Below are 22,921 nucleotides of genomic sequence, written 5' to 3'. Positions count from 1 at the left end.
CCTACAGTGCCAAGCTGATTAAAAATAAAACAATAGCGATGATCGGGAGCCACAATAACGGTGATTGATACCAACGCAGCGGCGGGATATCCCCCGAATGCTGTTTGGAAGGCAGTGGTTGTCGATATAACCAGATAACACCTGCCAACATAATCACCGCACCGATAATTCGGATGCTCGAGTCGTTTTCACTGACTACGCCCAATACGGCCATCAGTAAGCCAATGATGGTAATTAAGATGGCGGATACACGTTGCCACATAAAGACTCCTTGTTGTTATTGTTCTTTGGTCGTAGCATTACGATAGCGTCTTTTCCATTACCATAAAAGTTTTACAACACATGAGCCTGATAAAAAAAGTTGCCCTAATTTTGCTCGCTGCCGGTGCAACCTTTGCACTTATCGTGACCAGCGTCATCGTATACCAGTACACGGCGATGGAACCGCCGCTGCCCAACGACACCGACTGCAGTATGCAACGCTTGCTGCAAACCGAGGAAAACGCGGCCGAAATTCATCACTATTATTGTCAGCGAGGCAGCAACAAAAGCTGGCAGGGACATGAGCTTTGGCTGGTTGAACCGGCGTCGGATCGCTGGCAACGAATGCTGACCACCACCTCACCGCAGTGCCTGCAACTGACGTTAGAGCGGCAGACACTGCATGTGGCACACGATGGTGATAAGGGCGAAATGAATTTGGCCGAGCCGGTCTTTATTTACAAAGACCTGAATGGCCAAAGCCAGACACTGGCGGTCGATATTGACAACCAACCCAGCGCCAGCTGCCGCAGCGATTAAGTCAGTTTTAGCACCCACTTAAGCGGCAGCCGCTTCATTAAAAAGGCCATCAACGCCCATGGCCAGCGCGGCACATAGGCTTTAACCGGTTCCTTATTAATGGCCGCAGCCAGCAGTCGGCAACCGGTTTCGGTGTCGACCATGAAGGGTGTGTTTTTCACCTTTTCATTGATTTCCGAACGAATGTAGCCCGGATAAATGGTACTCACTTTGATTGGGCTGTTACTGCCATAACTTTTCATCAAGTCTGCCCGAATGCCTTCGGTCAGTGACGCCAGTCCGGCTTTGGTCGCGGCATAAACGGTCATAGCCCGCGGCATACCTCGAAACGCGCTCATCGAAGAAATGGTGACTAAGTGCCCCTGCTGCTGGTCCCGCAGTATGGTCATAGCAGCTTCGCATTGTGCCAAGGCGGCAACAAAATTGGTTTCTGCGGTTGCCTTATTGGCCTGAAAGTAACCGGTTCCGAGCGCCGCCCCCTTGCCCATTCCGGCATTGATGATAAAACGGTCAATTTGACCAAATTCCTGTTTAAATTCATCAAACACACGAAACACGTCGTCGTGTTGATTCACATCCAGCACCTTTATCCCGACCTTGATGGCAGGATAGCTCTGCTGCAGTTCAGTTTGCAGTTGTTGCAGACGGTCAATGCGGCGGGCGCACAGGCACAGATTTTTTCCCTGTTTGGCGAATTCCCGCGCCATGCCCTCGCCCAACCCCGAACTGGCTCCAGTAATCAAAATGGTGTTACGCTGTTGTTCCATATCAGTCCATGTCTCTTTTAATTGTTATTATTTTGGCTGTTGTGCAATCCGTCGACGACACCGCCACAGCAAGTAATTCACTAAAAACCAAAAGTTTTTAAAGGTTTTGTTGCGAGTCTGTTTGTGGTGGTAACGGTAATAGATCTGCTGTGCAATGACCGCTAAACGAAACAGTCCGAAGACTTCATAAAACGCGAAATCATCAACGTTAACCCCGGTTTTCTCGCAATAGTATTCAATGATTTGCTGACGAGTCAGCATGCCGGGATAATCACTTGGCTGACGTTTTGTCGCCCGTGCGATACGATCGTCACCGGCCTCAATCCAGTACGCAAGCGCATTACCAAGATCCATCAAGGGGTTGCCCAGAGTTGCCAGCTCCCAGTCGAGAATACCGATGATGGCAGTGGGCTGCTGTGGATCCAAAATCAGGTTGTCTAAACGAAAATCATTGTGAGTCAGACAAATGGTCTCCGTCGCCGGCTTGTTGTCCTGCAACCAGCGCATAACCGGCTCGGCGCCAAACACATTCCAGGTTTTCGCTTTTTGATAGCGTCCGCACCAGCCATTAATTTGTCGTTCGGTGTATCCAGCCCCTTTCGCAATACTACGCAATCCGGTGCTGTCTAAGTCAACCTGATGCAGTTCAATCAGCTTATCCAGCGCGTTCAGATTTAACTGTCTGGCCTGCTCCGGCGACAACTCAAGACCCTTTGGGAAGCGCCGGCGCGGGATAATGCCACTGACGTGTTCCATCACGTAGAATTCGGCTCCAATCACCGACTCATCGGTACAATGCGCCAACATGTTCGGCACATAAGGAAAGGCCGGACGCAATTTTTTCTGCAATCGATATTCGCGCCCCATGTCATGGGCTGATTTTGCCTTGGTACCGGCCGGCGGGCGTCGTAACACCAACGCCAGTCCATCATAGTCAAGCCGGTAGGTCCAGTTCGATGCACCGCCTGTGTATTGAGTAACCTTCAGCTCACCGCGCGGTTGCGGCAACTCGTCCTTGATATGTTCTACCAGCCAGGCATCCAGTGCCGCCACCGGCAGTGTTTCCTCGTCTCTGACTTCGCTGGCTTTGTCCAATACATCAACTGTCATGTTGTCGTCCCTGCCATTGTTTCAGTTCGGCTTTGGCGATGGTTGCCCGATGCACCGCATCCGGGCCGTCGGCAATACGCAACGATTTCGCCACCGCCAGCAGTCCGGGTAATGGCGTATCGTGGCACATCGACGCACCGCCATACAGTTGCATGGTTTCATCCACCACCTTTTGCAGTACCGAAGGTGCAATCAATTTAATCGCCGAAATCTCCTTAATCGCTTTTAGTGCGCCGATATTGTCGATTTGCCAGGCGGCATAAAGTGTCATTAAACGAGCCTGATCGATAGCTACCCGTAAATCGGCCAAACGCTCCGTGTTGCCGCCCAGTTTTAACAGCGGTTGACCAAAGGCGATGCGTGACACGCCCCGCTCAATAAACAATTGCAATGCCCGTTCGGCGGCGCCAAGCGCTCGCATGCAATGGTGGATGCGACCCGGACCAAGGCGCCCTTGAGCAATTTTGAAACCAGCGCCGGGGCCAACAATGATGTTATCTTTTGGTACTCTGACCTGATCAAATACCACCTCACCATGACCATAGGGGGCATCGTATTCGCCCAATGCCGGTAACATACGTTCAATGGTGACGCCGCTGCTGTTGAGCGGTACCAAAATCATAGAATGACGCTGGTGCTTATCCGCCTCTTCGTCGGTTAATCCCATGACGATGGCGATCTCTGCGTTAGGATGCCCCAGGCCGGTGCTCCACCACTTACGCCCGTTAATCACCCACTCGTCACCATCAGCGACGATGGTGGTCTGCATATTGGTGGCATCCGACGACGCCACATCCGGCTCGGTCATACAAAATACTGACCGTATTTCGCCGTCAAGTAGAGGTTGTAACCAGCGTTTTTGCTGCGCTTTATTGCCAAAGTGATAAAGCACTTCCATATTGCCGGTATCGGGTGCATTACAGTTAAAAATTTCAGGTGCCAGCAGGCTGCCGCCCATGCGTTCTGCCAGCGGCGCGTATTCCAAGGTTGACAGCCCGGCACCCAGTTCTTCGTCCGGCAGAAACAAATTCCAGAGCCCTTGCTCGCGGGCCATTTGTTTGAGTTCTTCAACCCGTGGGGGAACTTGCCAATCGCGCCAGTTTGGCGAGGCATTTAAGCGGTAGTTTTCTTTTTGATACTGACTTTCATAAGGCTCTACAAACTCGCGCATGAAGCGGTCGAGTCGTTGCAGATAATCTTTGGTTTTCTGACTGTAGGAAAAGTCCATGATGCTGATCCCAATGAGTAACGATAACCCATTCTAGACAGCTAATTGGATTTCAAACAAGTGTTTAATCGGCTTTCCCCCACCATTCGTCGTCTGTTACTGACCATGATCAGGGGCGACCGCTTTGCGCACCTGGTTTCTGCCACTTTCCTTAGCCTCGTAGAGTGCCTTGTCGGCCGCCTCCAGCCATTGTTCAGGATCTTTGTATGCACGGCTGAATTCAGCAACCCCAAGGCTAATGGTCACGGACAGACTTCCCTGCTCACCGTCCACCTCGTACTCAAAGGTGGTTTGCTCTACCCGTTGGCGTAACCGTTCGGCAACCGAGCAGGCATCATCAATCGTTGTATGCGGTAACAAGATGGCAAACTCCTCACCCCCATATCGTCCACACAAATCTGTTTCACGGTAGGTTTCACGAATCTGCTGGGCAATCAGCTGAATTGCCTTATCGCCAACCGGGTGCCCATAGTTATCATTCACCGCCTTAAAGTGGTCGATGTCCAATAGAATAATGGCTGCCTTGTCGTTATAACGACGACAGCGAGCGTACTCCTGCTCGAACAAGCTTTGCCAGTGGCCACGATTAAACAGTTCCGTTAACGCATCGGTACGGCTTAATGACTGTAACTGCAACATATTGGTTGCTTCTTCGCTCACGTCATAAATCACCGCACATACCCGCTCGACCTCTTTATCGGAGGAAAACAGCGGAAACAGGGTGATGTTCTGGAACATCAATTCTGACTGCGACGTGAATGGGCGAATATGCTCGAACCTCATACTATGCGGCTCCTGCTGCCAATTGCAGTGTGCCTGCACGCCCAGCTTGAAAACCGATTCGGTTTTATAGCTAAACCAGGTTCTGGGTAACGCCGGAAGTAGCTCAAACAGCGTTACGCCTTTGGCTTTACTGCTGCTGATACCACTATGGTTTTCCATAAAGCCATTCCAGACTTCGACGCGGTAGTCACGGTCGAACACCACCAAACCAACTTCGATGTTCTGCAGAATCTGTAAGATCCAGTGTAAACTGTTGACGGACAGCTCGGTTTTACGCATCAATTAAATACCCCGCTCGCTCTTCAAGTACAGCCCCCGAAGCCTCACTAAAGATAACCAGCAAGTCGCAACTGAATTCATAGGCCGGGATGTGATAGTCGATATCGATGAACAGCACCCGTTTATCTTTGACGGACGCCTTAAACACGTCATAAAGTGGGCAATTCAGTGCGACAATCGCCGGCTGACTGGTATTCAGTTCGAGATCCAACTGCAACGAGAAGCGTTGTAAAAAACCGGCGATCATTAACGAGGCTGCATCAAGCAGTAAACTCTGGTATTCGTCGCTAAAACGGTGTTGATGATAGTCAGCCAACTTTTCCGGTAACTGATGGTAGGTGCGGTTATTAACGAACAGTATCGCTTCGCCGGCGATGGCATTGCCAACAAAGCCTTCGGATACCGCATTGACCCGGGCTTGCGCGTTCATGCCTAAATTTTGCAACAGTTCGCTGTAGTCACTGAACGCCACCTTGGGCACCGGCAGTTCGACTTCAGTACCAAGCATTTCTGACAACAGGCTACCGGCTTCGCCTAACGCCACGTTAGACACTTCACTGATAACATCAAGCGCATCCAATCGCTGCGTAGCTTTTAATTCGCGGGCGTGGCCCTCGCCAAGTAACTCCTGAATGAGGCCATATTCCGTCAGTAGCGCGGTCAATTCACTGGCATTAATGGGCTTTTTGATGAATCCCAGCGCCCCCAATTGTCTCACTCGTTGACGTGAACTAGCCTGCACATCGCCTGACACCACAATGGTTAAACAATTAAAATCGTTATCACGAATGGCTTCAAGCACGGCGAAGCCGTCCATCACCGGCATGGTTAAATCCAACAATAATAATTCGCACAGACCCTGCTCGATCAGTTGCAGCGCCTCAGCTCCGTTCTCAGCAAAGCGAATATCCACATCCCAGTAATCCGGCAGCGCCCGCTCGAGGCTTTTGCGTGCTAACTTGGAGTCATCACATATAACGAGTTTCATGACCGTTCTTTGTTTTAAAAATGAGCATCTTGGGGTGGCTAAAATAGCATTATTTACAGCATCTTAACACTTTTACGTTGCATGAATTTTGATCTTCTTGAGGAACTCTCGCAGCATCCTGATGAGCAGCCAATAAAAAACCCGGCGTAAACGCCGGGTTTTTAGTACTCTGAATGAGTGCTTACCAACCGGTTTTTTCTGCAACCGCTTTACCGATATCGGCAAGGCTACGTACCGTTTTAACGCCTGCCGCTTCAAGCGCAGCAAACTTCTCGTCTGCCGTACCTTTACCGCCAGCAATGATGGCACCAGCGTGGCCCATACGTTTGCCCGGAGGTGCAGTAACACCAGCGATGTAAGACACAACCGGCTTAGTAACGTGGTTTTTGATGTACTCAGCCGCTTCTTCTTCCGCAGTACCGCCGATCTCACCGATCATCACGATAGCTTCAGTTTCTGGATCTTTTTCGAACAGTTCCAGAATATCGATGAAGTTTGAACCAGGGATCGGGTCACCACCGATACCAACACAGGTAGACTGGCCAAAACCAGCGTCAGTCGTCTGCTTAACCGCTTCGTACGTCAATGTACCTGAACGTGACACGATACCCACTTTACCTTTCTTGTGGATGTGGCCAGGCATGATGCCGATTTTGCACTCGTCCGGCGTGATAACACCCGGACAGTTTGGACCGATCATGCGCACGCCTTTGTGCGTCAGGTATTCTTTAACGTACAGCATATCCAACGTAGGGATACCTTCGGTAATACAAACAATCAATTCGATACCAGCGTCGGCGGCTTCGATGATTGAATCTTTACAGAACGGTGCCGGTACGTAGATAACTGATGCCGTTGCGCCAGTTGCTGCTACCGCTTCTTTTACGGTGTTGAATACAGGCAGGCCTAAGTGCTCTTGACCGCCTTTACCCGGTGTTACACCGCCAACCATTTGCGTACCGTAAGCAATTGCTTGCTCAGAGTGGAACGTACCCTGACCGCCAGTGAAACCCTGGCAGATTACTTTGGTGTTTTTATCGATCAAAATGCTCATTATTGACCTCCTGCCGCAGCAACCACTTTATCAGCAGCGTCAGACAAGCTTTCTGCCGCGATAATGTTAAGGCCACTTTCGTTCAATTTCTGTGTACCCAGTTCCGCGTTGTTACCTTCAAGGCGAACAACTACTGGTACTTTAACGCCGACTTCTTCAACCGCGCCGATGATACCTTCTGCGATCATATCGCAACGTACGATACCACCGAAGATGTTAACCAATACGGCTTTCACAGAGCTGTCAGACAGGATGATTTTGAACGCTTCAGAAACACGTTCTTTGGTCGCACCGCCACCAACGTCAAGGAAGTTAGCAGGCTCGCCACCGCTCAGTTTAACGATGTCCATGGTACCCATTGCCAGGCCGGCACCGTTAACCATACAGCCGATGTTGCCATCAAGTGCTACGTAGTTCAGTTCCCATTTCGCCGCTTCAGCTTCACGCGCGTCGTCCTGTGAAGGATCGTGCATTTCGCGGATCTTAGGCTGACGATACAGCGCGTTGCTGTCGATTCCGACTTTCGCGTCCAGACAGTGCAGGTTGCCTTCGTCCGTGATAACCAATGGGTTGATTTCTAACAACGCCAGGTCGTATTTTTCGAACATTTCAGCAAGACCCAGGAAGATCTTCGTGAACTGCTTCACTTGATCCGGGGTCAGGCCCAATTTAAAGCCCAGTTCACGACCTTGGTAAGGCTGTGCGCCTACGGTTGGGTCGATTTCCGCTTTAAGAATTTTTTCCGGCGTTTCTTCTGCAACTTTCTCGATTTCTACGCCGCCTTCTGTTGACGCCATGAACACGATTTTACGTGAACCACGGTCAACCACTGCACCCAGGTACAGTTCGTCAGCGATGTCGGTGCAGCTTTCAACTAAAATCTTAGCAACCGGCTGACCTTTTTCGTCGGTCTGGAAAGTTACTAAGTTTTTACCTAACCACTGCTCTGCAAACGCACGTACGTCATCCAGGCTCTTAACCAACTTCACGCCGCCCGCTTTACCACGGCCACCTGCGTGAACCTGACATTTTACAACCCAAGTGTCACCGCCAATACGCTTTGCTGCTTCGACAGCTTCATCAGCTGTGTCACAGGCAAAACCTTCAGATACTGGCAAACCAAACTCTTTAAAGAGTTGCTTACCCTGATACTCATGCAAATTCATGATGCTCTTCCGATTCGTTGAAACAACAAAAGCAGCTTACCTGCTGCTTACCCGAATACCGCGCCGAATTTTAACGAAAACGGCACAAAAATAACAGCCGCAAGTCAAAATTGACGTTGCGGCTGCGGCTCAGCGTCTTTAGATATCCAGGATAAGACGTTGAGGATCTTCTAGTAGCTCTTTAACGGTGACCAGGAAGCCTACCGATTCTTTACCGTCGATAATACGATGGTCATAAGACAGAGCTAAGTACATCATTGGCAAGATTTCGATCTTACCGTCCACCACCATTGGACGCTCCTGGATTTTATGCATACCCAGAATCGCGCTTTGTGGTGGGTTAAGAATAGGTGTCGACAACAATGAGCCAAACACACCACCGTTAGTGATGGTGAAGTTACCGCCTTGCATTTCTTCCAGCGTCAACTTACCGTCACGGCCTTTAATGGCCAGATCGCGAATACCGTTTTCCATGTCCGCAATGGACATTTTGTCGGTGTCGCGCAATACCGGCGTTACCAGGCCACGTGGCGTTGATACCGCAATACTGACGTCAAAGTAGTTGTGGTATACGATGTCGTCACCGTCGATGGATGCGTTAACGTCAGGGAAGCGTTTCAGTGCTTCGGTTACCGCTTTCACGTAAAAGCCCATAAAGCCAAGACGCGTACCGTGTGTTTCTTCAAACACGTCTTTGTACTTTTTACGTAAGTCCATGATCGGCTTCATGTTGATCTCGTTAAAGGTCGTCAACATGGCGGTGTCGTTCTTAGCTTGCAATAATCGCTCAGCAATCCGCTTACGCAAACGCGTCATTGGTACACGTTTTTGATCACGATCACCGGCTGTCGCAGGCTGTGCCTGTGGCTTGCTGCTTTGCTCTGATTTCGCCGACTGACCTTTGATGTGTTTTTCAACATCTTCTTTGGTCACACGACCACCTTTGCCCGTGCCCTTAACGTCACTTGGCTTAAGTCCGTGCTCACCCAATAAACGGCGTACCGCCGGACCGGCAACTTCGCTGTCGCCTTCGTCAGCGTCTTTATTGTCCGCTGATGTGTCCGCTTTCGCGTCCGCTTTGCTGTCGGAACTGCCAGCGCTGGCTCCCGCTTCAACGATACCAATAACATCATCAGCGCCAACGGTTGCGCCTTCATCGTGTTTGATTTCGACCAATACGCCGTCAGCGGGTGCAACCACTTCCAGCACCACTTTATCGGTTTCAATATCAACCAGATTCTGATCACGTTTAACCGCATCGCCTTCTTTCACATGCCATGCAGAGATGGTCGCGTCGGAAACCGATTCCGGCAACTGAGGTACGGTTACGTTCAGCTTCTCGCCACTGCCTTTGTTGTCGGAGCCGCTGTCAGCTTTGCTGTCTTGCTGTGCCGATTTTTCGTCTGATTTAGCGTCAGACTTAGACTCGTCGGCAGCAGCTGCGTCGCCTTCTTCAATTTTACCAATCACTTCCTCTGCCGTCACCGTGGTGCCTTCGTCGGCAATAATTTCGCCTAACACACCGTCAGCTTCTGCAACAACTTCCAGCACTACCTTGTCGGTTTCGATGTCAACCAGATTCTGGTCACGCGACACTTTATCGCCAGGTTTTACGTGCCATGTTGCGATGGTGGCATCGGCAACAGATTCGGGTAATTGAGGAACTTTAATATCAATCGCCATGGTTCATCTTCACCTATTTAATGGTTAGCGCTTCGTCAACGAGTTTTTGTTGTTGCTTGTTGTGCTCGGATAAGTAACCGACAGCCGGTGCCGCAGATGCTTCACGACCTCGGTAAGTTAATTGAGCACCAGACGGAATGGCCGCCCAGAAATGATGCTGGCTGCTATACCAGGCACCCTGGTTCTGAGGCTCTTCCTGACACCAAACAAAATCTTTGACGTGCTGATAATCTTTCATGATCTCGGCCACTTCTTCAGCCGGGAACGGATACAGTTGTTCAATACGGATAATGGCAACATCATCCTGTTCGCGATTACGACGCTCTTGCAACAGATCGTAGTACACCTTACCTGCACACATCACAACGCGTTTTACCTTCTTCGGATCTAAATCGTCGATCTCGGCGATGGCGTTCTGGAAACCGGTATTTGCCAAATCATCCATTTCAGAAATCGCTAATGGATGACGCAACAAGGATTTCGGTGTCATCACAACCAACGGACGACGTACCGGCCGTAACTGCTGACGACGAATCATGTGGAATACCTGTGCCGGCGTTGTCGGCACACAAACAGACCAGTTATGATCCGCAGACAACTGCAGGAATCGCTCCAACCGCGCGGACGAGTGCTCAGGTCCTTGACCTTCATAGCCATGTGGCAACAATAACGTTAAACCACACAAACGTCCCCACTTTTGCTCACCGGAGCTCAGGAATTGGTCGATAACCACCTGGGCGCCATTGGCGAAGTCACCAAACTGTGCTTCCCACATGATCAGTGATTTCGGTTCCGCGGTTGCATATCCGTATTCAAACGCCAATACCGCCGCTTCTGACAGTACTGAATCGTAAATTTCAATTTTGCCCTGATCGTCTTTGATGTGATTCAGCGGCATATAAGTACTGGCATCGTCTTGGTTGTGCAACACCGCGTGACGATGGAAGAACGTACCACGCCCCGAGTCCTGACCCGTCAAACGAATATGAATGTTGTCATTCACCAGTGTCGCGTAGGCAAGACTCTCAGCAAAGCCCCAGTCCATTGGCTTTTCGCCTTTGGCCATTTTTTGGCGTTCCTGATAAACCTTCGCCACGCGCGAGTTCAGCTTGTGTTCCTGCGGGTACGACGCGATTTTCTCGCCTAATTGCTTGAGCGTATCGCTATCAACTTTGTAGTCGTACTCAACATCCCAGTCATTGCCGATGTATGGCGTCCAATCAACCGAGTGCTGACGCATTGGGCGATGCTCGTCAACCACCACTTCGCCTTTATCTAAGGCATCACGGTAATCCTGAACCCACTGCTTAGCATCGTCTTGAGAAACAGCGTTACTCGACGCCAGTTTTTCCGCGTACAATTCGCGCGCAACCGGGTGTTTCTTAACTTTGGCGTACATCAATGGCTGTGTTGCGCTTGGCTCATCAGCCTCGTTGTGACCATGACGGCGGTAACAGACCAAGTCAATCACAACGTCACGTTTGAAGGTGTTGCGATAATCCAAAGCCAATTGCGTAACAAACACAACCGCTTCGGGGTCATCAGCATTAACGTGGAAAATTGGCGCCTGCACCATTTTCGCAATATCCGTACAATACTGCGTCGAACGCGCATCTTCGCGTTTCGAGGTGGTGAAACCAACCTGGTTATTGATGACGATTCGAACCGAGCCACCGACCTGATACGCACGGGTCTGTGACATGTTAAAGGTTTCCTGCACCACACCCTGTCCGGCAATGGCGGAATCGCCGTGGATGGTAATCGGCAGGACTTTCTTGCCCTCTGGATCCTGTAACCGATCCATACGCGCTCGCACCGAACCCATTACTACCGGGTTAACAATTTCCAGATGCGACGGGTTAAAAGCAAGAGCCAAGTGGACATCGCCGCCCGGCGTTTCAAAGTCAGACGAGAAGCCCATGTGATACTTAACATCACCCGAGCCTTTGTTATTGCTGTGTTTACCGGCAAATTCGTCAAACAGATCCTGTGGCTTTTTACCCAGCACGTTAACCAATACGTTGAGGCGACCACGGTGTGCCATACCAATGACAACTTCCTTGGCGCCCTGCTCGCCCGAACGGGTAATCAGAGCTTTAAGCAACGGCACCAGGCTATCGCCACCTTCCAGTGAAAAACGTTTCGCGCCCGGGAATTTAGAACCGAGGTATTTTTCCAGACCATCGGCAGAAATCAGTTCGCGAAGAATTTTTACCTGTTGATCTTTGCTGAATTTAGGCTGTCCACGCACACCTTCTAGGCGTTGTTGAATCCAGCGCTTCTCTTCGGTCGATACAATGTGCATGTATTCGGCACCGACAGAACCACAGTAGATTGACTCCAGCGCGCTGTGGATGTCTTTCAACTTCATGGTTTCGCTGCCAACGGCCAACGAACCCACGTTAAATTCGCGTTCCAGATCGTCTTTGGTCAAACCATGAAAATCAAGCGACAAATCAGGAACATTGTCTTGCTTCCACAATCCAAGCGGGTCGAGATTTGCGTGTTGATGACCGCGGAAACGATACGCGTTTATCAGCTGCAGGACTTTGACTTGTTTTTGATCGGCTGAAGCACTGCCAGTGCCTGTTTGCTTAAGCTTGTTTTTCGCAAGTGTTCGAAACTCATCACGAACATCACTCAGCTTAACATCAACTGCACTGTCAGTTTTTGGTAACGAATCAAACAGTTTACGCCACTCATCACTCACTGCAGTTGGATCATCGAGGTACGCCTCGAACAGTTGTTCGATATAAGCGACGTTGCCTCCGGCTAGATGCGAAGATTCTAGCCATTCACGCATTACACCCTCTTGCATTGCGTTTCCTTTCCACTCATTCTGCTCAAACTATGAAAGAATAGCCACCCGACTTGGGATGGCTATTCACAACATCAATCGTTTGTTCCTGTTAAACCGCTCGGCTCAGCAACATCGATTTGATGTGACCGATCGCCTTGGTTGGGTTAAGACCTTTAGGACAAACATTGACACAGTTCATGATACCGTGACAACGGAAGACGCTAAAGGCATCGTCCAATTCATCGAGGCGCTCTTCAGTAGCCGTATCACGACTGTCGATCAAGAATCGATAAGCGTGTAATAGGCCGGCCGGACCTACGAATTTATCCGGATTCCACCAGAACGATGGGCATGAGGTTGAACAACATGCACACAGGATACATTCATACAGTCCATCAAGCTTAGCACGGTCTTCCGGTGACTGCAGACGCTCACGCGCAGGTGGCGTTTTGTCATCGTTGATCAAATACGGCTTAATCTTCTCGTACTGCTTGTAGAACTGGCTCATGTCCACGATTAGGTCACGAATAACCGGTAACCCTGGTAATGGACGGATAACGATCTTATTCGATTTCAACTCGGACAGATGCGTAATACAAGCCAGGCCATTTTTACCGTTAATGTTCATACCGTCAGAGCCGCATACGCCCTCACGGCAAGAACGACGGAAGGCTAACGTCGGATCTTGCTCTTTTAATTTGATCAGTGCTTCAAGCACCATCAAATCCTGATTATCTTCAACTTCCAACGTGTACTCCTTCATATGAGGAGCGTTATCGACGTCAGGGTTGTAGCGATAAATTGAAAATGTATACGTTTTCATATCACCCTCCAACTTAGTAGGTACGAGCTTTCGGAGGGAAAGCCTCACGCAACTTCGGTGCCATATTGACTTCGCGAGTCACCATGTCTTCTTTTTCCGGACGATAAATGGTGTGAACCAACCAGTTCTCATCATCACGATCCGGATAATCAGCACGGCTGTGTGCGCCACGACTTTCAGTACGGAAGCTTGCAGCCACGGCGGTTGAGTAAGCCGTTTCCATCAGGTTATCCAGCTCTAAGCACTCAACGCGTTGCGTGTTGAATTCTTTCGACGTGTCATCCAGACGTGCATTTTTCAGACGCTCACGGATTTCACGTAGCTCGGTTAAGCCCTCTTTCATCGCTTCGCCTTCACGGAATACCGAGAAGTTCATCTGCATGCACTGCTGCAAATCTTTCTTGATTTGTGCCGGGTCTTCACCTTTCTGCGTGTTTTCCCAACGGTTGAAACGTGCGAGTGCTGCATCGACATCGTCGGCACTGGCTTCGCGGGCTTCAACATTCGCCGCCAGGTTTTCACCCAGGTGCATACCGGTAGAACGACCGAATACCACCAGGTCCAGCAACGAGTTACCGCCAAGACGGTTAGCGCCGTGTACTGATACACAGGCGATTTCACCACAGGCAAACAAACCTTTCACGTGTGAGGTCTGGCCGTTATCATCCACCGTCAGTACCTGACCGTGGATATCTGTTGGAATACCACCCATCATGTAGTGACAGGTTGGAATAACCGGAATCGGTTCTTTCACTGGGTCAACGTGTGCAAACGTACGTGACAGGTCACACACGCCCGGTAGACGGCTTTCTAAAGTTTCTTTACCTAAGTGATCCAGCTTCAGTTTAATGTGCGTGCCCCACGGGCCTTCACAACCACGGCCTTCGCGGATCTCGGTCATCATTGCACGCGAAACAACGTCACGTGACGCCAAATCTTTTGCGTTCGGCGCATAACGCTCCATGAAGCGTTCGCCGTCTTTGTTCAGCAAATAGCCACCTTCGCCACGGCAACCTTCGGTTACCAGAGAGCCCGCACCGGCGATACCGGTTGGGTGGAACTGCCACATTTCCATATCTTGCACCGGAACCCCGGCACGCAACGCCATACCAACACCGTCGCCGGTATTGATGTGCGCGTTAGTGGTCGACGCATAAATACGACCGGCACCACCGGTTGCCAGAACGACCGCTTTGGCTTTTACGAAGTAGACTTCACCCGACTCTATATCCATTGTGGTTACACCAACAACGGCGCCGTCCTGGTTTTTAACGATATCCAGTGCATACCACTCAGAGAAAACGGTGGTTTTGTTTTTTACGTTTTGCTGATAGAGCAAGTGCAGCAACGCATGGCCGGTACGATCAGCGGCAGCTGCAGTACGTGCTGCCTGCTCGCCACCGAATTCTTTCGATTGGCCGCCAAACGGACGCTGGTAAATTTTACCGTTTTCAAAACGAGAGAACGGTAAGCCCAGGTTTTCCATTTCCAGGATGGCTTCAGGACCCGCTTTACACATATACTCGATGGCATCTTGGTCACCGATATAGTCTGAACCTTTGACGGTATCAAACATGTGCCATTGCCAGTCGTCTTCGTGCGCGTTACCCAGCGCAACCGTAATACCACCCTGCGCAGAAACGGTGTGAGAGCGCGTTGGAAACACTTTCGACATCAACGCACAGCTCAAACCTTCTTGTGAAATTTGCAGCGCTGCACGCATGCCAGCACCGCCGGCACCGATCACCACTGCATCAAATTCTAAAGTTTTAACGTTCACTTAAGCACCCCACAGTACAAACAAGCCAGTGAGCCAAACGACGATCAAACCGACGCTGAACACGAATTGAATGAAAGCACGTACGCCTGACGCCTTAACGTAGTCGGTCAGTACCTGCCAAATTCCAATCCAACCATGGATCAGCACCGCCGTCAGGGTTAACAAGGTGAACACTTTCATCCACACATTGGCAAACAATCCACTCCAGTTTTCGTAAGTGACGTCCGCGGTAGCAGCGAAAAAGCCAACCATGAACAGAGTGAATAGAAAAATAATGATCGAAGAAGCGCGCAACAAGATGTAGTCATGCGAGCCGCTACGTCCAAAAGTTCCAGCTGCTTTTACCATAACCAAACTCCTACCAGTACAGCCCAGATGATCGACAGAACGATGAAAATATTGGCGCTGGCACGGCCTGACTCAAGCTCTTCCCAGTGACCTAAATCCATCACCCAGTGGCGAACACCGATGATTAGGTGGAATCCTAACGCTGTCAAAATACCCCAGCCAATGAACTTAGCGACAAAGCTGGTCATCAGGCTTTCGACGTGTGCAAAACCTTCGGGGCCAGATAAAGATGTAGCAAAAGCCCAAATCAGGAAGGCCAGTGCAATCAACATAACCACACCAGAAACACGGTGAATAATGGATGCTTTGGCAGCGGCAGGAAGTTGAATGGTTGATAAATCTAAATTTACAGGTCTTTCTTTTTTCACGATAGATTGCCTTTTAATAAAGCACTAAAGAAATGTAAAAGATTGCTCGGGGCATTTGCAGTATACTTCAATGCCACCTCGACGGCAGTGAGTATATCTAGCCTGATGAGCAATTACAATGACAAAACAAGGAACGTAAACGCACAAGTTTTGGATTTATTGAGGTAAATAAGACTAAAGTCTAACTCGGTTAATTTTCCCACGGTAACTGTAATCTTGTTTTCATGTCTGCACCGTATAAAGGTTGTCTATTTGATCTAACCGCCTTTACAAAAATTGACATTTGGCACCAGTTTCGAGTTAAATTAGCGCACTTTTTCAAAAGTAGAAGCAAGGAGAATTCCTTATGGCTGATCGTAAAGCCACCTTACAGATTGATGGACAGTCAATCGAACTGCCGGTGTTATCACCTACTGCCGGTAAAGATGTAGTCGATGTCCGCACTCTTGGAAAACATGGTTATTTCACCTTTGATCCAGGCTTTCTGGCAACAGGCTCTTGCGAGTCGGCTATCACCTATATCGACGGCGAACAAGGCATGTTGTTACACCGCGGCTACCCAATCGGTGAGCTGGCAACAAAAGCAGATTACCTGGAAGTCTGCTACATGTTGTTACACGGTGAAGCGCCAACCTCAGACGAATACCAGAAGTTTAAAAAGACCATCACCAAGCACACCATGGTGCATCAGGGCTTACACAACTTCTTTAACGGTTTCCGCCGCGATGCGCATCCAATGGCAATGCTGTGTGCGGTTACTGGCGCATTGTCATCGTTCTATCACGATGATCTGGACATTCATGATGCGGACCAACGCCTGCGCAGTGCTTACCGCCTGATCGCAAAAATCCCGACGATTGCTGCGATGGCTTACAAATTCAGCATCGGTCAACCGTTTGTTTACCCACGTAACGACCTGGGCTACGCCGAGAACTTCCTTAACATGATGTTCTCAGTACCGGCTGAAGACTATGAAATCAGCCCAGCCGTTGCCAAGGCCATGGATCGTATCTTCATCTTGCATGCTGATCACGAACAAAACGCGTCAACCTCGACCGTTCGTTTGGCCGGCTCTTCAGGCGCTAACCCTTACGCGTGTATCGCCGCTGGGGTGGCATCACTGTGGGGACCAGCTCACGGTGGCGCTAACGAAGCCTGCCTGCGTATGCTGGCAGAAATCGGCTCGGTTGAAAACATTCCGAAGTACATTGAGAAAGCCAAAGACAAGAACGACCCGTTCCGTCTAATGGGCTTCGGTCACCGTGTTTACAAAAACATGGATCCGCGTGCAACGGTTATGCGCGAGTCATGCCACGAAGTACTGAAAGAACTGAACCGCGACGATCCATTGTTGGACGTAGCCATGGAACTGGAGCGCATCGCGCTGGAAGACGACTACTTCGTCGAGAAGAAATTGTTCCCGAACGTCGACTTCTACTCAGGCATCGTGCTGAAAGCGATTGGTATCCCAACCAACATGTTCACGGTAATCTTCGCATTATCGCGTACCGTCGGCTGGGTATCACACTGGCACGAGATGATGAGCGAAGAAAGCCAGAAAATCGGCCGTCCTCGTCAGTTGTATACCGGTCATACCGAACGCACGTTCAACCCGATCAAAAAGTAATCTGCTGAGATTCCCAAAAAGCGCCCCTGCGGGCGCTTTTTTTATGTCCTTTTTTCATGCCGGCGGTAGAAACGATATGGCGATAAGGGGATTTGATGGCTCTGTTTGAGAAAGTGTCTGGCGCCATGCTAACCGGTCATCACGCCCCTACTCGTTCGACCTCGAACGATTATATTCCTTTGTTTTCGTGCAATATCGACTCATTTTAATTATAATACAGCGCAATTTTCGCGAACAACGAACAGAGAGGCTTATGCAGCAAGTAGTCAACGTACAAGAACCCGTCATTACTCCGCGCCGCTTCAAAGTTTACCAACATCGCCAGTTGGACAAGATTGAAGCGCTGAACCGAGTCCCTGAAGACATGCGCTTCGAAATGAAAGTGGTGGCTAATGTGCTGCCCTTCCGTGTGAACGAATATGTCTTCAACGAACTGATTGACTGGGAAAATGTGCCAAACGATCCGCTGTTTCAGCTAACATTCCCACAAAAAGATATGTTGGATCCGAGTGCCTTTCAGCGTATGGCGGATTTGATGTCCGGCAAGCACACCACCAACGAAGTATTTGATCTGGCCACTCAGTTGCGGCAAGAAATGAACCCGCATCCGGCCGGACAAATGCAGATGAACGTGCCTCACGTTGACGGCGAGCCACTGCCCGGCATGCAGCATAAGTACCGCGAAACGGTCTTGTTTTTCCCGGCTCAGGGTCAATATTGTCACTCGTACTGCACGTTCTGCTTCCGCTGGGCGCAGTTTGTCGGCAAGGCAACGCGTTTCAACTCTAATGACGCCGATCAATTACATCGTTACCTGGCTCAGCACAAAGAAGTGACGGACTTGCTGGTTACCGGCGGTGACCCTATGGTGATGCGTACGCGCAAGTTGCAGCACTATCTTGAGAACCTGTTGAAGCCGGAGTTTGATCACATTAAAACCATTCGTATCGGCACAAAATCACTGACCTTCTGGCCGTATCGCTTTATCACCGATCCGGACGCCGATGACTTACTGCGTTTACTGGAAAAACTGGTGGATGGCGGTAAACACGTTTCGATCATGGCGCACCTCAATCACCACAATGAGCTGCGCACGGAAGTTTGCCAGGAAGCCATTCGTCGATTGCGCAGTACGGGTGTTCAAATTCGTTGCCAGGCGCCATTATTACGCCACATTAACGACGATCCGGATGTCTGGGCAACCATGTGGCAGAAACAAGTCAGCCTGGGCATGATTCCTTACTATATGTTCGTTGAACGTGACACAGGAGCTAAGCGCTACTTTGAGGTGCCCTTGGAACGCACCTGGGAGATTTTCCGTCAAGCTTATCAACAGGTGTCAGGTATCGCTCGAACCGTTCGTGGTCCGTCAATGAGTGCCGGTCCGGGTAAGGTAGAAGTTCAGGGGGTTACTGAGATCGCCGGTGAGAAGGTGTTTGTCCTGCGCTTTATTCAGGGTCGCAATCCGGACTGGGTACAACGCCCGTTTTTCGCTAAATATGACCCGGATGCAACCTGGTTACATCAACTGAAACCGGCGTTCGGCGAAGAGAAGTTCTTTTTCGAAGACGAATACGCACAGATGGCAGCGATGGACTAACGTCCATCACTGCGTCGTCACTTACACCCGACGCCGGGCGGCGGCTAAGTCGTCTGGCGTATCAATACCTGCCATAGGTGTCTTAATCGCTTCAGCCACGTGAATGCGTTCGCCGTGCCACAACACCCGCAGTTGTTCCAATGATTCCAGTTGCTCCAGCGGCGATACCGGCCAATCAACATAACGCCGCACAAAGCCGGCACGGTAAGCATAAAGTCCGATATGGCGATGATACACGTCGCTGCGTATGACAGCATTGGTACGTTGCGCATTAAAATTGTCACGATCCCAGGGAATCGCAGCACGGCTAAAGTACAACGCATAGCCGGCAGCATCACGCACGACCTTAACCACGTTGGGATTAAAAATGTCCTCATCTTCGTCAATTGGCACGGATAGCGTTGCCATCGGCGCCTGCCGCTGATTGGCAAGGTTATCCGCCACCTGACGAATGATTTCGGGCGGGATAAAGGGTTCATCACCCTGCACGTTAACAACGATCTCATCTTCCGCCAGCGCCAGATACTCTACCACTTCGGCGAGCCGCTCCGTCCCTGATTGATGATGGGCCGCCGTCATCATTACCCGTCCACCGAAGTGTTCGACGGCCTGTTTCACGCGTTCGTCATCGGTCGCCACAATCACTTCCGCGGCACCGCTGTGTTCGGCGCGTTCGACCACGTGTTGGATCATCGGCTTACCGCCGATATCCGCTAATGGCTTACCCGGCAATCGAGATGATTGATAGCGTGCCGGAATAATGACGGTAAAACTCATGCGGTTAATTTCTCCATTTCTTCACTATCCAGCGTCCGTGCACGTTCCGCCATCAATACCGGAATACCACTATCAATGGGATAGGCAAGTCGTTCGCCGCGACAAATCAATTCATTAGCCTGTTCGGCATAGGTGAGTTTGCCCTTACAATTAGGGCAGGCGATCACTTCCAGTACACTCGGGTCAATAGTCATGGTGTTATCCTCAAGCACTCAATTTGCGCAGTTGCTGAGTCAGCTTTGCGCTCAAATCATCCGGTAGTTGTGCCGCTATTGGCTGATAAAACCAATTATCCGCTGCGAATTCCCGACATTTTGCGGCATCTTTTTCCGTCATTAGTATCGTCTTGCCGGCGGCTTCAGCAAAGTCTGCCGGCGTAAACTTATGGTGGTCAGGAAATTCAAGACAACGTTCCGGCTCGATTCCCTGTTGTCGTAAGCCATGGAAAAAACGGTGCGGATTCCCGATACCAGCAATCGCATAACAGGGTGTCGGCGGTGCCGCTACCGATTCATTGTCGATGACTCGTCGCCACGGCTGTGGCGTCACTTCAACCACATATTGGGCAAACGGATGCTGCGCATACAGTGAAAGGACCCATTCTGCCCCTTTTAACCGCCACGGGCCTTCTCGCAAGGGTCCACAGGGCAACAACCAACCATTACCGATACCGCGCTCGGCATCAATCAATATCAACTCGATATCACGGTGCATCGCATAGTGCTGGAGCCCGTCATCACTAATGATCACATCAACATCGGGGTACTGTTGTCTCAACGCCTGTATTGCTTCTACCCGGCGCGGTGATGTCACCACCGGACACTCGCACTTACGGCGCAACATCAATGGTTCATCACCCGCGGTGGCGGCATCATCATCGACGCTAACCGTATGTGGAAAGTTCGCTTGCGCGCCATAACCACGGCTAACAATACCCGGCCGGTAACCCTGTGCTTTTAAACACTCGACCAACGCTATCGTCAGCGGTGTTTTGCCGGTGCCGCCAACGCTGATATTGCCAACCACAATCACCGGCACATCGCTCTTGTGCGTGCGCAACAAACCAAAGCGGTACAGCGAGCGGCGCAGGTTGGTCAACAACCAAAATAATAACGATAATGGCGCCAACAGATACAGCAGCGGGTGCAATCTTTTATCGTACCAGCGACGCTGAAGCCACATGGCTATACCCCGCTGAATTGCAGGTTGTACAGCTGATAATAAGCGCCTTCTTGCTGCAGTAATTGCTGATGATTGCCGCGTTCGATAATACGACCATTGTCCATCACCAGAATTTCATCGGCGTTTTCGATGGTCGACAAGCGGTGCGCAATCACCAGTGACGTACGATCTTTGCGCAACGCTCCGAGCGCTTGCTGAATATGCCGTTCGGACTCCGTATCCAACGCTGAGGTTGCTTCGTCAAGAATCAATATTGGCGCATCCTGCAATAATGCCCGGGCAATCGCGATTCGCTGCCGTTGTCCACCGGAGAGCATGACGCCGTTTTCACCCACGATAGTATCCAGGCCATTTGGCATATTATCGGTGAATTCGGTCACGTACGCCTGCTCGGCCGCCTTAATGATGTCCTCCCGGGACACGTCACCGGCGGCACCATAGGCAATATTATTCGCGATGGTGTCGTTAAACAGGGTCACGTGCTGCGAAACCAGCGCATACTGGCGACGCAAACACTTCAATTTGTAATCCTGGATGTTGCGACCATCGAGCAGAATTTCACCGTCTGAAATGTCGTAAAAACGCGTCAACAAACTCGAAATTGTCGACTTACCGCTGCCCGAGCGCCCTACCAAAGCAACGGTTTTGCCTTCGTGCAGATCGAAGCTGATGTCCTGTAACGCGGGTTCATCGTGTTGATTATAGGCAAAGGTAACGTGATTAAATTTAATGTCACCGCGCGCCCGATCCACCAGTAAGGTGCCCTTGTCCACTTCGATCGGCTCGTCCAGTACCGAAAAGACACTGGCTGCTGCGGCAATACCACGCTGAAAGTCACTGTTAATATTGGTTAGCTGCTTTAACGGGCGCAGCAACATGATCATCGCGGTTAATAACGTGGTAAAGGCGCCCGGCGATAGCTTTTCCAGCATTTCCGGGAAGCTTGCCAGGATCAGTACCATCGACAAACTCAGCGAGGCAATAAACTGAATCACAGAGGTACTTATCGCGCGGGTGTTAACCAGTTTCATGTTCTGGTTACGAGTATTGTTATTAATCGCCGCGAAGCGTTTCGATTCAACCTTCTGACCTTCATGCATGACCACGACTTTATGGCCATTGATCATTTGCTCTGCGGTGGTGGTAACATTACCCATTGCGGTCTGAATGCGACTGCTGACGACACGGAAGCGCTTCGACACAATCCCAACAATTTTCGCAATGATAGGCCCCACCACCAAAAAGACCAGTGATAGCTGCCAACTTTGGTAAAACATCAAACCCAGCAGACCAATAACAAAAGCGCCGTCTTTCACTAAGACCAGCACTGCACGACTGGTTGCCTCGGCCACCTGCTGCGTGTCATAGGTAATTTTCGAGATCAGCTCACCGGTGGAATGTTGGTCGTGAAACGACACCGGTACTTTCATTAAATGGTCAAACAGTTGTTGACGCATCCGTGTGACCACTTTAAAACCAACGTAATTCAGAAAATAATTACTGGCAACATTAAACAGTCCGCGTATGACAAAAAACACCGGTACAATCAGGCCACCGATAAACAAGATGCGGGAATTGCCCTTGCCGAGACCATCGTCAATCAAGGTCTCTATTTGCGAAAAGAACCAGGTATCGATTGCGGAAAAACCCACCATGCCCAGGATGGCAATAGCGAAGGTCAGCTTGTAGGGCTTAATGTAGCCAAGTAAACGTCTAAACGTTTTTTTCTTTAAACTCGGAGAGTCCATGCAGTCTCG

Annotated in this window: 21 protein-coding genes; 3 read left to right on the top strand and 18 right to left on the bottom strand. The window is 50.3% G+C overall.

The window, feature by feature from the left end; genetic code table 11:
• Window position 1: 1 nt before the first annotated feature.
• Complete coding sequence (locus CWE23_RS08120; protein ID WP_105306629.1) at window positions 2-262, bottom strand: hypothetical protein; 261 nt, start codon at window positions 260-262, stop codon at window positions 2-4.
• An 80-nt stretch (window positions 263-342) separates the two neighbouring features.
• Here CWE23_RS08120 and CWE23_RS08115 point away from each other — a divergent pair, with 80 nt between their 5' ends.
• Complete coding sequence (locus CWE23_RS08115; RefSeq protein WP_126819971.1) at window positions 343-801, top strand: hypothetical protein; 459 nt, start codon at window positions 343-345, stop codon at window positions 799-801.
• Here CWE23_RS08115 and CWE23_RS08110 read toward each other — a convergent pair.
• The 13 genes from CWE23_RS08110 to sdhC all read right to left on the bottom strand — a co-directional run bounded on the left by CWE23_RS08110 (window position 798) and on the right by sdhC (window position 15,978).
• Window positions 798-1,568, bottom strand: a complete 771-nt coding sequence (locus CWE23_RS08110; RefSeq protein ID WP_126819970.1) for an SDR family oxidoreductase — start codon at window positions 1,566-1,568, stop codon at window positions 798-800. The two genes, CWE23_RS08115 and CWE23_RS08110, sit on opposite strands and share 4 nt — an antisense overlap.
• A gap of 27 nt (window positions 1,569-1,595) precedes the next feature.
• Window positions 1,596-2,678, bottom strand: coding sequence for a phosphotransferase family protein (locus CWE23_RS08105; RefSeq protein ID WP_126819969.1), 1,083 nt, complete (start codon window positions 2,676-2,678; stop codon window positions 1,596-1,598).
• Window positions 2,668-3,906, bottom strand: a complete 1,239-nt coding sequence (locus CWE23_RS08100; protein ID WP_126819968.1) for an acyl-CoA dehydrogenase family protein — start codon at window positions 3,904-3,906, stop codon at window positions 2,668-2,670. Before CWE23_RS08100 ends, CWE23_RS08105 begins: the two co-directional genes overlap by 11 nt.
• A 96-nt stretch (window positions 3,907-4,002) precedes the next feature.
• Entirely contained in the window at window positions 4,003-4,968 is a 966-nt protein-coding gene (locus CWE23_RS08095; protein WP_126820097.1) for a GGDEF domain-containing protein, read from the bottom strand.
• Complete coding sequence (locus CWE23_RS08090; protein ID WP_126819967.1) at window positions 4,961-5,956, bottom strand: response regulator; 996 nt, start codon at window positions 5,954-5,956, stop codon at window positions 4,961-4,963. The genes CWE23_RS08095 and CWE23_RS08090 overlap by 8 nt, the downstream gene beginning before the upstream one ends.
• A 181-nt stretch (window positions 5,957-6,137) precedes the next feature.
• Window positions 6,138-7,010: a succinate--CoA ligase subunit alpha gene (gene sucD, locus CWE23_RS08085; protein WP_105306636.1), complete on the bottom strand. Its 873-nt coding sequence runs from the start codon at window positions 7,008-7,010 to the stop codon at window positions 6,138-6,140.
• Complete coding sequence (gene sucC, locus CWE23_RS08080) at window positions 7,010-8,176, bottom strand: ADP-forming succinate--CoA ligase subunit beta (protein WP_105306637.1); 1,167 nt, start codon at window positions 8,174-8,176, stop codon at window positions 7,010-7,012. Before sucC ends, sucD begins: the two co-directional genes overlap by 1 nt.
• A 138-nt stretch (window positions 8,177-8,314) precedes the next feature.
• Window positions 8,315-9,859: a 2-oxoglutarate dehydrogenase complex dihydrolipoyllysine-residue succinyltransferase gene (gene odhB / locus CWE23_RS08075; RefSeq protein ID WP_126819966.1), complete on the bottom strand. Its 1,545-nt coding sequence runs from the start codon at window positions 9,857-9,859 to the stop codon at window positions 8,315-8,317.
• Window positions 9,860-9,872: 13 nt separating this feature from the next.
• Window positions 9,873-12,677, bottom strand: a complete 2,805-nt coding sequence (locus tag CWE23_RS08070; RefSeq protein WP_105306639.1) for a 2-oxoglutarate dehydrogenase E1 component — start codon at window positions 12,675-12,677, stop codon at window positions 9,873-9,875.
• A gap of 91 nt (window positions 12,678-12,768) precedes the next feature.
• A complete protein-coding gene (locus tag CWE23_RS08065) occupies window positions 12,769-13,482 on the bottom strand; it encodes a succinate dehydrogenase iron-sulfur subunit (RefSeq protein ID WP_105306640.1) in 714 nt (237 codons plus the stop codon).
• A gap of 13 nt (window positions 13,483-13,495) precedes the next feature.
• Window positions 13,496-15,262, bottom strand: coding sequence for a succinate dehydrogenase flavoprotein subunit (gene sdhA / locus CWE23_RS08060; protein ID WP_105306641.1), 1,767 nt, complete (start codon window positions 15,260-15,262; stop codon window positions 13,496-13,498).
• Window positions 15,263-15,610: a succinate dehydrogenase, hydrophobic membrane anchor protein gene (gene sdhD / locus CWE23_RS08055; protein ID WP_105306642.1), complete on the bottom strand. Its 348-nt coding sequence runs from the start codon at window positions 15,608-15,610 to the stop codon at window positions 15,263-15,265.
• Window positions 15,604-15,978, bottom strand: coding sequence for a succinate dehydrogenase, cytochrome b556 subunit (sdhC, locus tag CWE23_RS08050; protein WP_105306643.1), 375 nt, complete (start codon window positions 15,976-15,978; stop codon window positions 15,604-15,606). The genes sdhD and sdhC overlap by 7 nt, the downstream gene beginning before the upstream one ends.
• 346 nt (window positions 15,979-16,324) lie before the next feature.
• Here sdhC and gltA point away from each other — a divergent pair, with 346 nt between their 5' ends.
• Together gltA and CWE23_RS08040 are read left to right on the top strand one after the other, a co-directional pair.
• Window positions 16,325-17,605 (top strand): citrate synthase, encoded by a 1,281-nt coding sequence (gene gltA, locus CWE23_RS08045; protein ID WP_105306644.1) that lies wholly within the window; start codon window positions 16,325-16,327, stop codon window positions 17,603-17,605.
• Window positions 17,606-17,858: 253 nt separating this feature from the next.
• Window positions 17,859-19,205 carry a KamA family radical SAM protein gene (locus CWE23_RS08040; RefSeq protein WP_105306645.1) on the top strand — a complete coding sequence of 449 codons (1,347 nt, stop codon included), beginning with the start codon at window positions 17,859-17,861 and terminating at the stop codon, window positions 19,203-19,205.
• 21 nt (window positions 19,206-19,226) lie between these two features.
• Here the strand turns inward: CWE23_RS08040 and kdsB are convergent, their stop codons facing one another.
• Genes kdsB through msbA form a run of 4 tightly spaced genes read right to left on the bottom strand, consistent with a single transcriptional unit; the run spans window position 19,227 to window position 22,912 of the window.
• Window positions 19,227-19,982 (bottom strand): 3-deoxy-manno-octulosonate cytidylyltransferase, encoded by a 756-nt coding sequence (gene kdsB / locus CWE23_RS08035; RefSeq protein ID WP_105306646.1) that lies wholly within the window; start codon window positions 19,980-19,982, stop codon window positions 19,227-19,229.
• Window positions 19,979-20,176 carry a Trm112 family protein gene (locus CWE23_RS08030; protein ID WP_105307747.1) on the bottom strand — a complete coding sequence of 66 codons (198 nt, stop codon included), beginning with the start codon at window positions 20,174-20,176 and terminating at the stop codon, window positions 19,979-19,981. Before CWE23_RS08030 ends, kdsB begins: the two co-directional genes overlap by 4 nt.
• Window positions 20,177-20,186: 10 nt before the next feature.
• A complete protein-coding gene (gene lpxK, locus CWE23_RS08025) occupies window positions 20,187-21,164 on the bottom strand; it encodes a tetraacyldisaccharide 4'-kinase (protein WP_105306647.1) in 978 nt (325 codons plus the stop codon).
• Between the two features lie 2 nt (window positions 21,165-21,166).
• Entirely contained in the window at window positions 21,167-22,912 is a 1,746-nt protein-coding gene (gene msbA / locus CWE23_RS08020; RefSeq protein ID WP_105306648.1) for a lipid A export permease/ATP-binding protein MsbA, read from the bottom strand.
• Window positions 22,913-22,921 lie beyond the last annotated feature (9 nt).

It is taken from the genome of Idiomarina aquatica, from assembly GCF_003987185.1.
In the GTDB taxonomy this organism is placed as follows: domain Bacteria; phylum Pseudomonadota; class Gammaproteobacteria; order Enterobacterales; family Alteromonadaceae; genus Idiomarina; species Idiomarina aquatica.
Note: the sequence above shows the minus strand (reverse complement) of the source record. Positions and strands in the feature narration are given on the sequence as shown.

Coding starts and splice junctions, on each gene's coding strand:
- lpxK (WP_105306647.1), bottom strand. CDS start 21,164: ATGTGGCTTCAGCGTCGCTGGTACGATAAAAGATTGCACCCGCTGCTG.
- CWE23_RS08100 (WP_126819968.1), bottom strand. CDS start 3,906: ATGGACTTTTCCTACAGTCAGAAAACCAAAGATTATCTGCAACGACTC.
- CWE23_RS08115 (WP_126819971.1), top strand. CDS start 343: ATGAGCCTGATAAAAAAAGTTGCCCTAATTTTGCTCGCTGCCGGTGCA.
- kdsB (WP_105306646.1), bottom strand. CDS start 19,982: ATGAGTTTTACCGTCATTATTCCGGCACGCTATCAATCATCTCGATTG.
- CWE23_RS08105 (WP_126819969.1), bottom strand. CDS start 2,678: ATGACAGTTGATGTATTGGACAAAGCCAGCGAAGTCAGAGACGAGGAA.
- CWE23_RS08065 (WP_105306640.1), bottom strand. CDS start 13,482: ATGAAAACGTATACATTTTCAATTTATCGCTACAACCCTGACGTCGAT.
- sucC (WP_105306637.1), bottom strand. CDS start 8,176: ATGAATTTGCATGAGTATCAGGGTAAGCAACTCTTTAAAGAGTTTGGT.
- CWE23_RS08030 (WP_105307747.1), bottom strand. CDS start 20,176: ATGACTATTGACCCGAGTGTACTGGAAGTGATCGCCTGCCCTAATTGT.
- CWE23_RS08070 (WP_105306639.1), bottom strand. CDS start 12,677: ATGCAAGAGGGTGTAATGCGTGAATGGCTAGAATCTTCGCATCTAGCC.
- CWE23_RS08110 (WP_126819970.1), bottom strand. CDS start 1,568: ATGGAACAACAGCGTAACACCATTTTGATTACTGGAGCCAGTTCGGGG.
- sucD (WP_105306636.1), bottom strand. CDS start 7,010: ATGAGCATTTTGATCGATAAAAACACCAAAGTAATCTGCCAGGGTTTC.
- CWE23_RS08090 (WP_126819967.1), bottom strand. CDS start 5,956: ATGAAACTCGTTATATGTGATGACTCCAAGTTAGCACGCAAAAGCCTC.
- CWE23_RS08040 (WP_105306645.1), top strand. CDS start 17,859: ATGCAGCAAGTAGTCAACGTACAAGAACCCGTCATTACTCCGCGCCGC.
- gltA (WP_105306644.1), top strand. CDS start 16,325: ATGGCTGATCGTAAAGCCACCTTACAGATTGATGGACAGTCAATCGAA.
- CWE23_RS08095 (WP_126820097.1), bottom strand. CDS start 4,968: ATGCGTAAAACCGAGCTGTCCGTCAACAGTTTACACTGGATCTTACAG.
- odhB (WP_126819966.1), bottom strand. CDS start 9,859: ATGGCGATTGATATTAAAGTTCCTCAATTACCCGAATCTGTTGCCGAT.
- sdhD (WP_105306642.1), bottom strand. CDS start 15,610: ATGGTAAAAGCAGCTGGAACTTTTGGACGTAGCGGCTCGCATGACTAC.
- msbA (WP_105306648.1), bottom strand. CDS start 22,912: ATGGACTCTCCGAGTTTAAAGAAAAAAACGTTTAGACGTTTACTTGGC.
- CWE23_RS08120 (WP_105306629.1), bottom strand. CDS start 262: ATGTGGCAACGTGTATCCGCCATCTTAATTACCATCATTGGCTTACTG.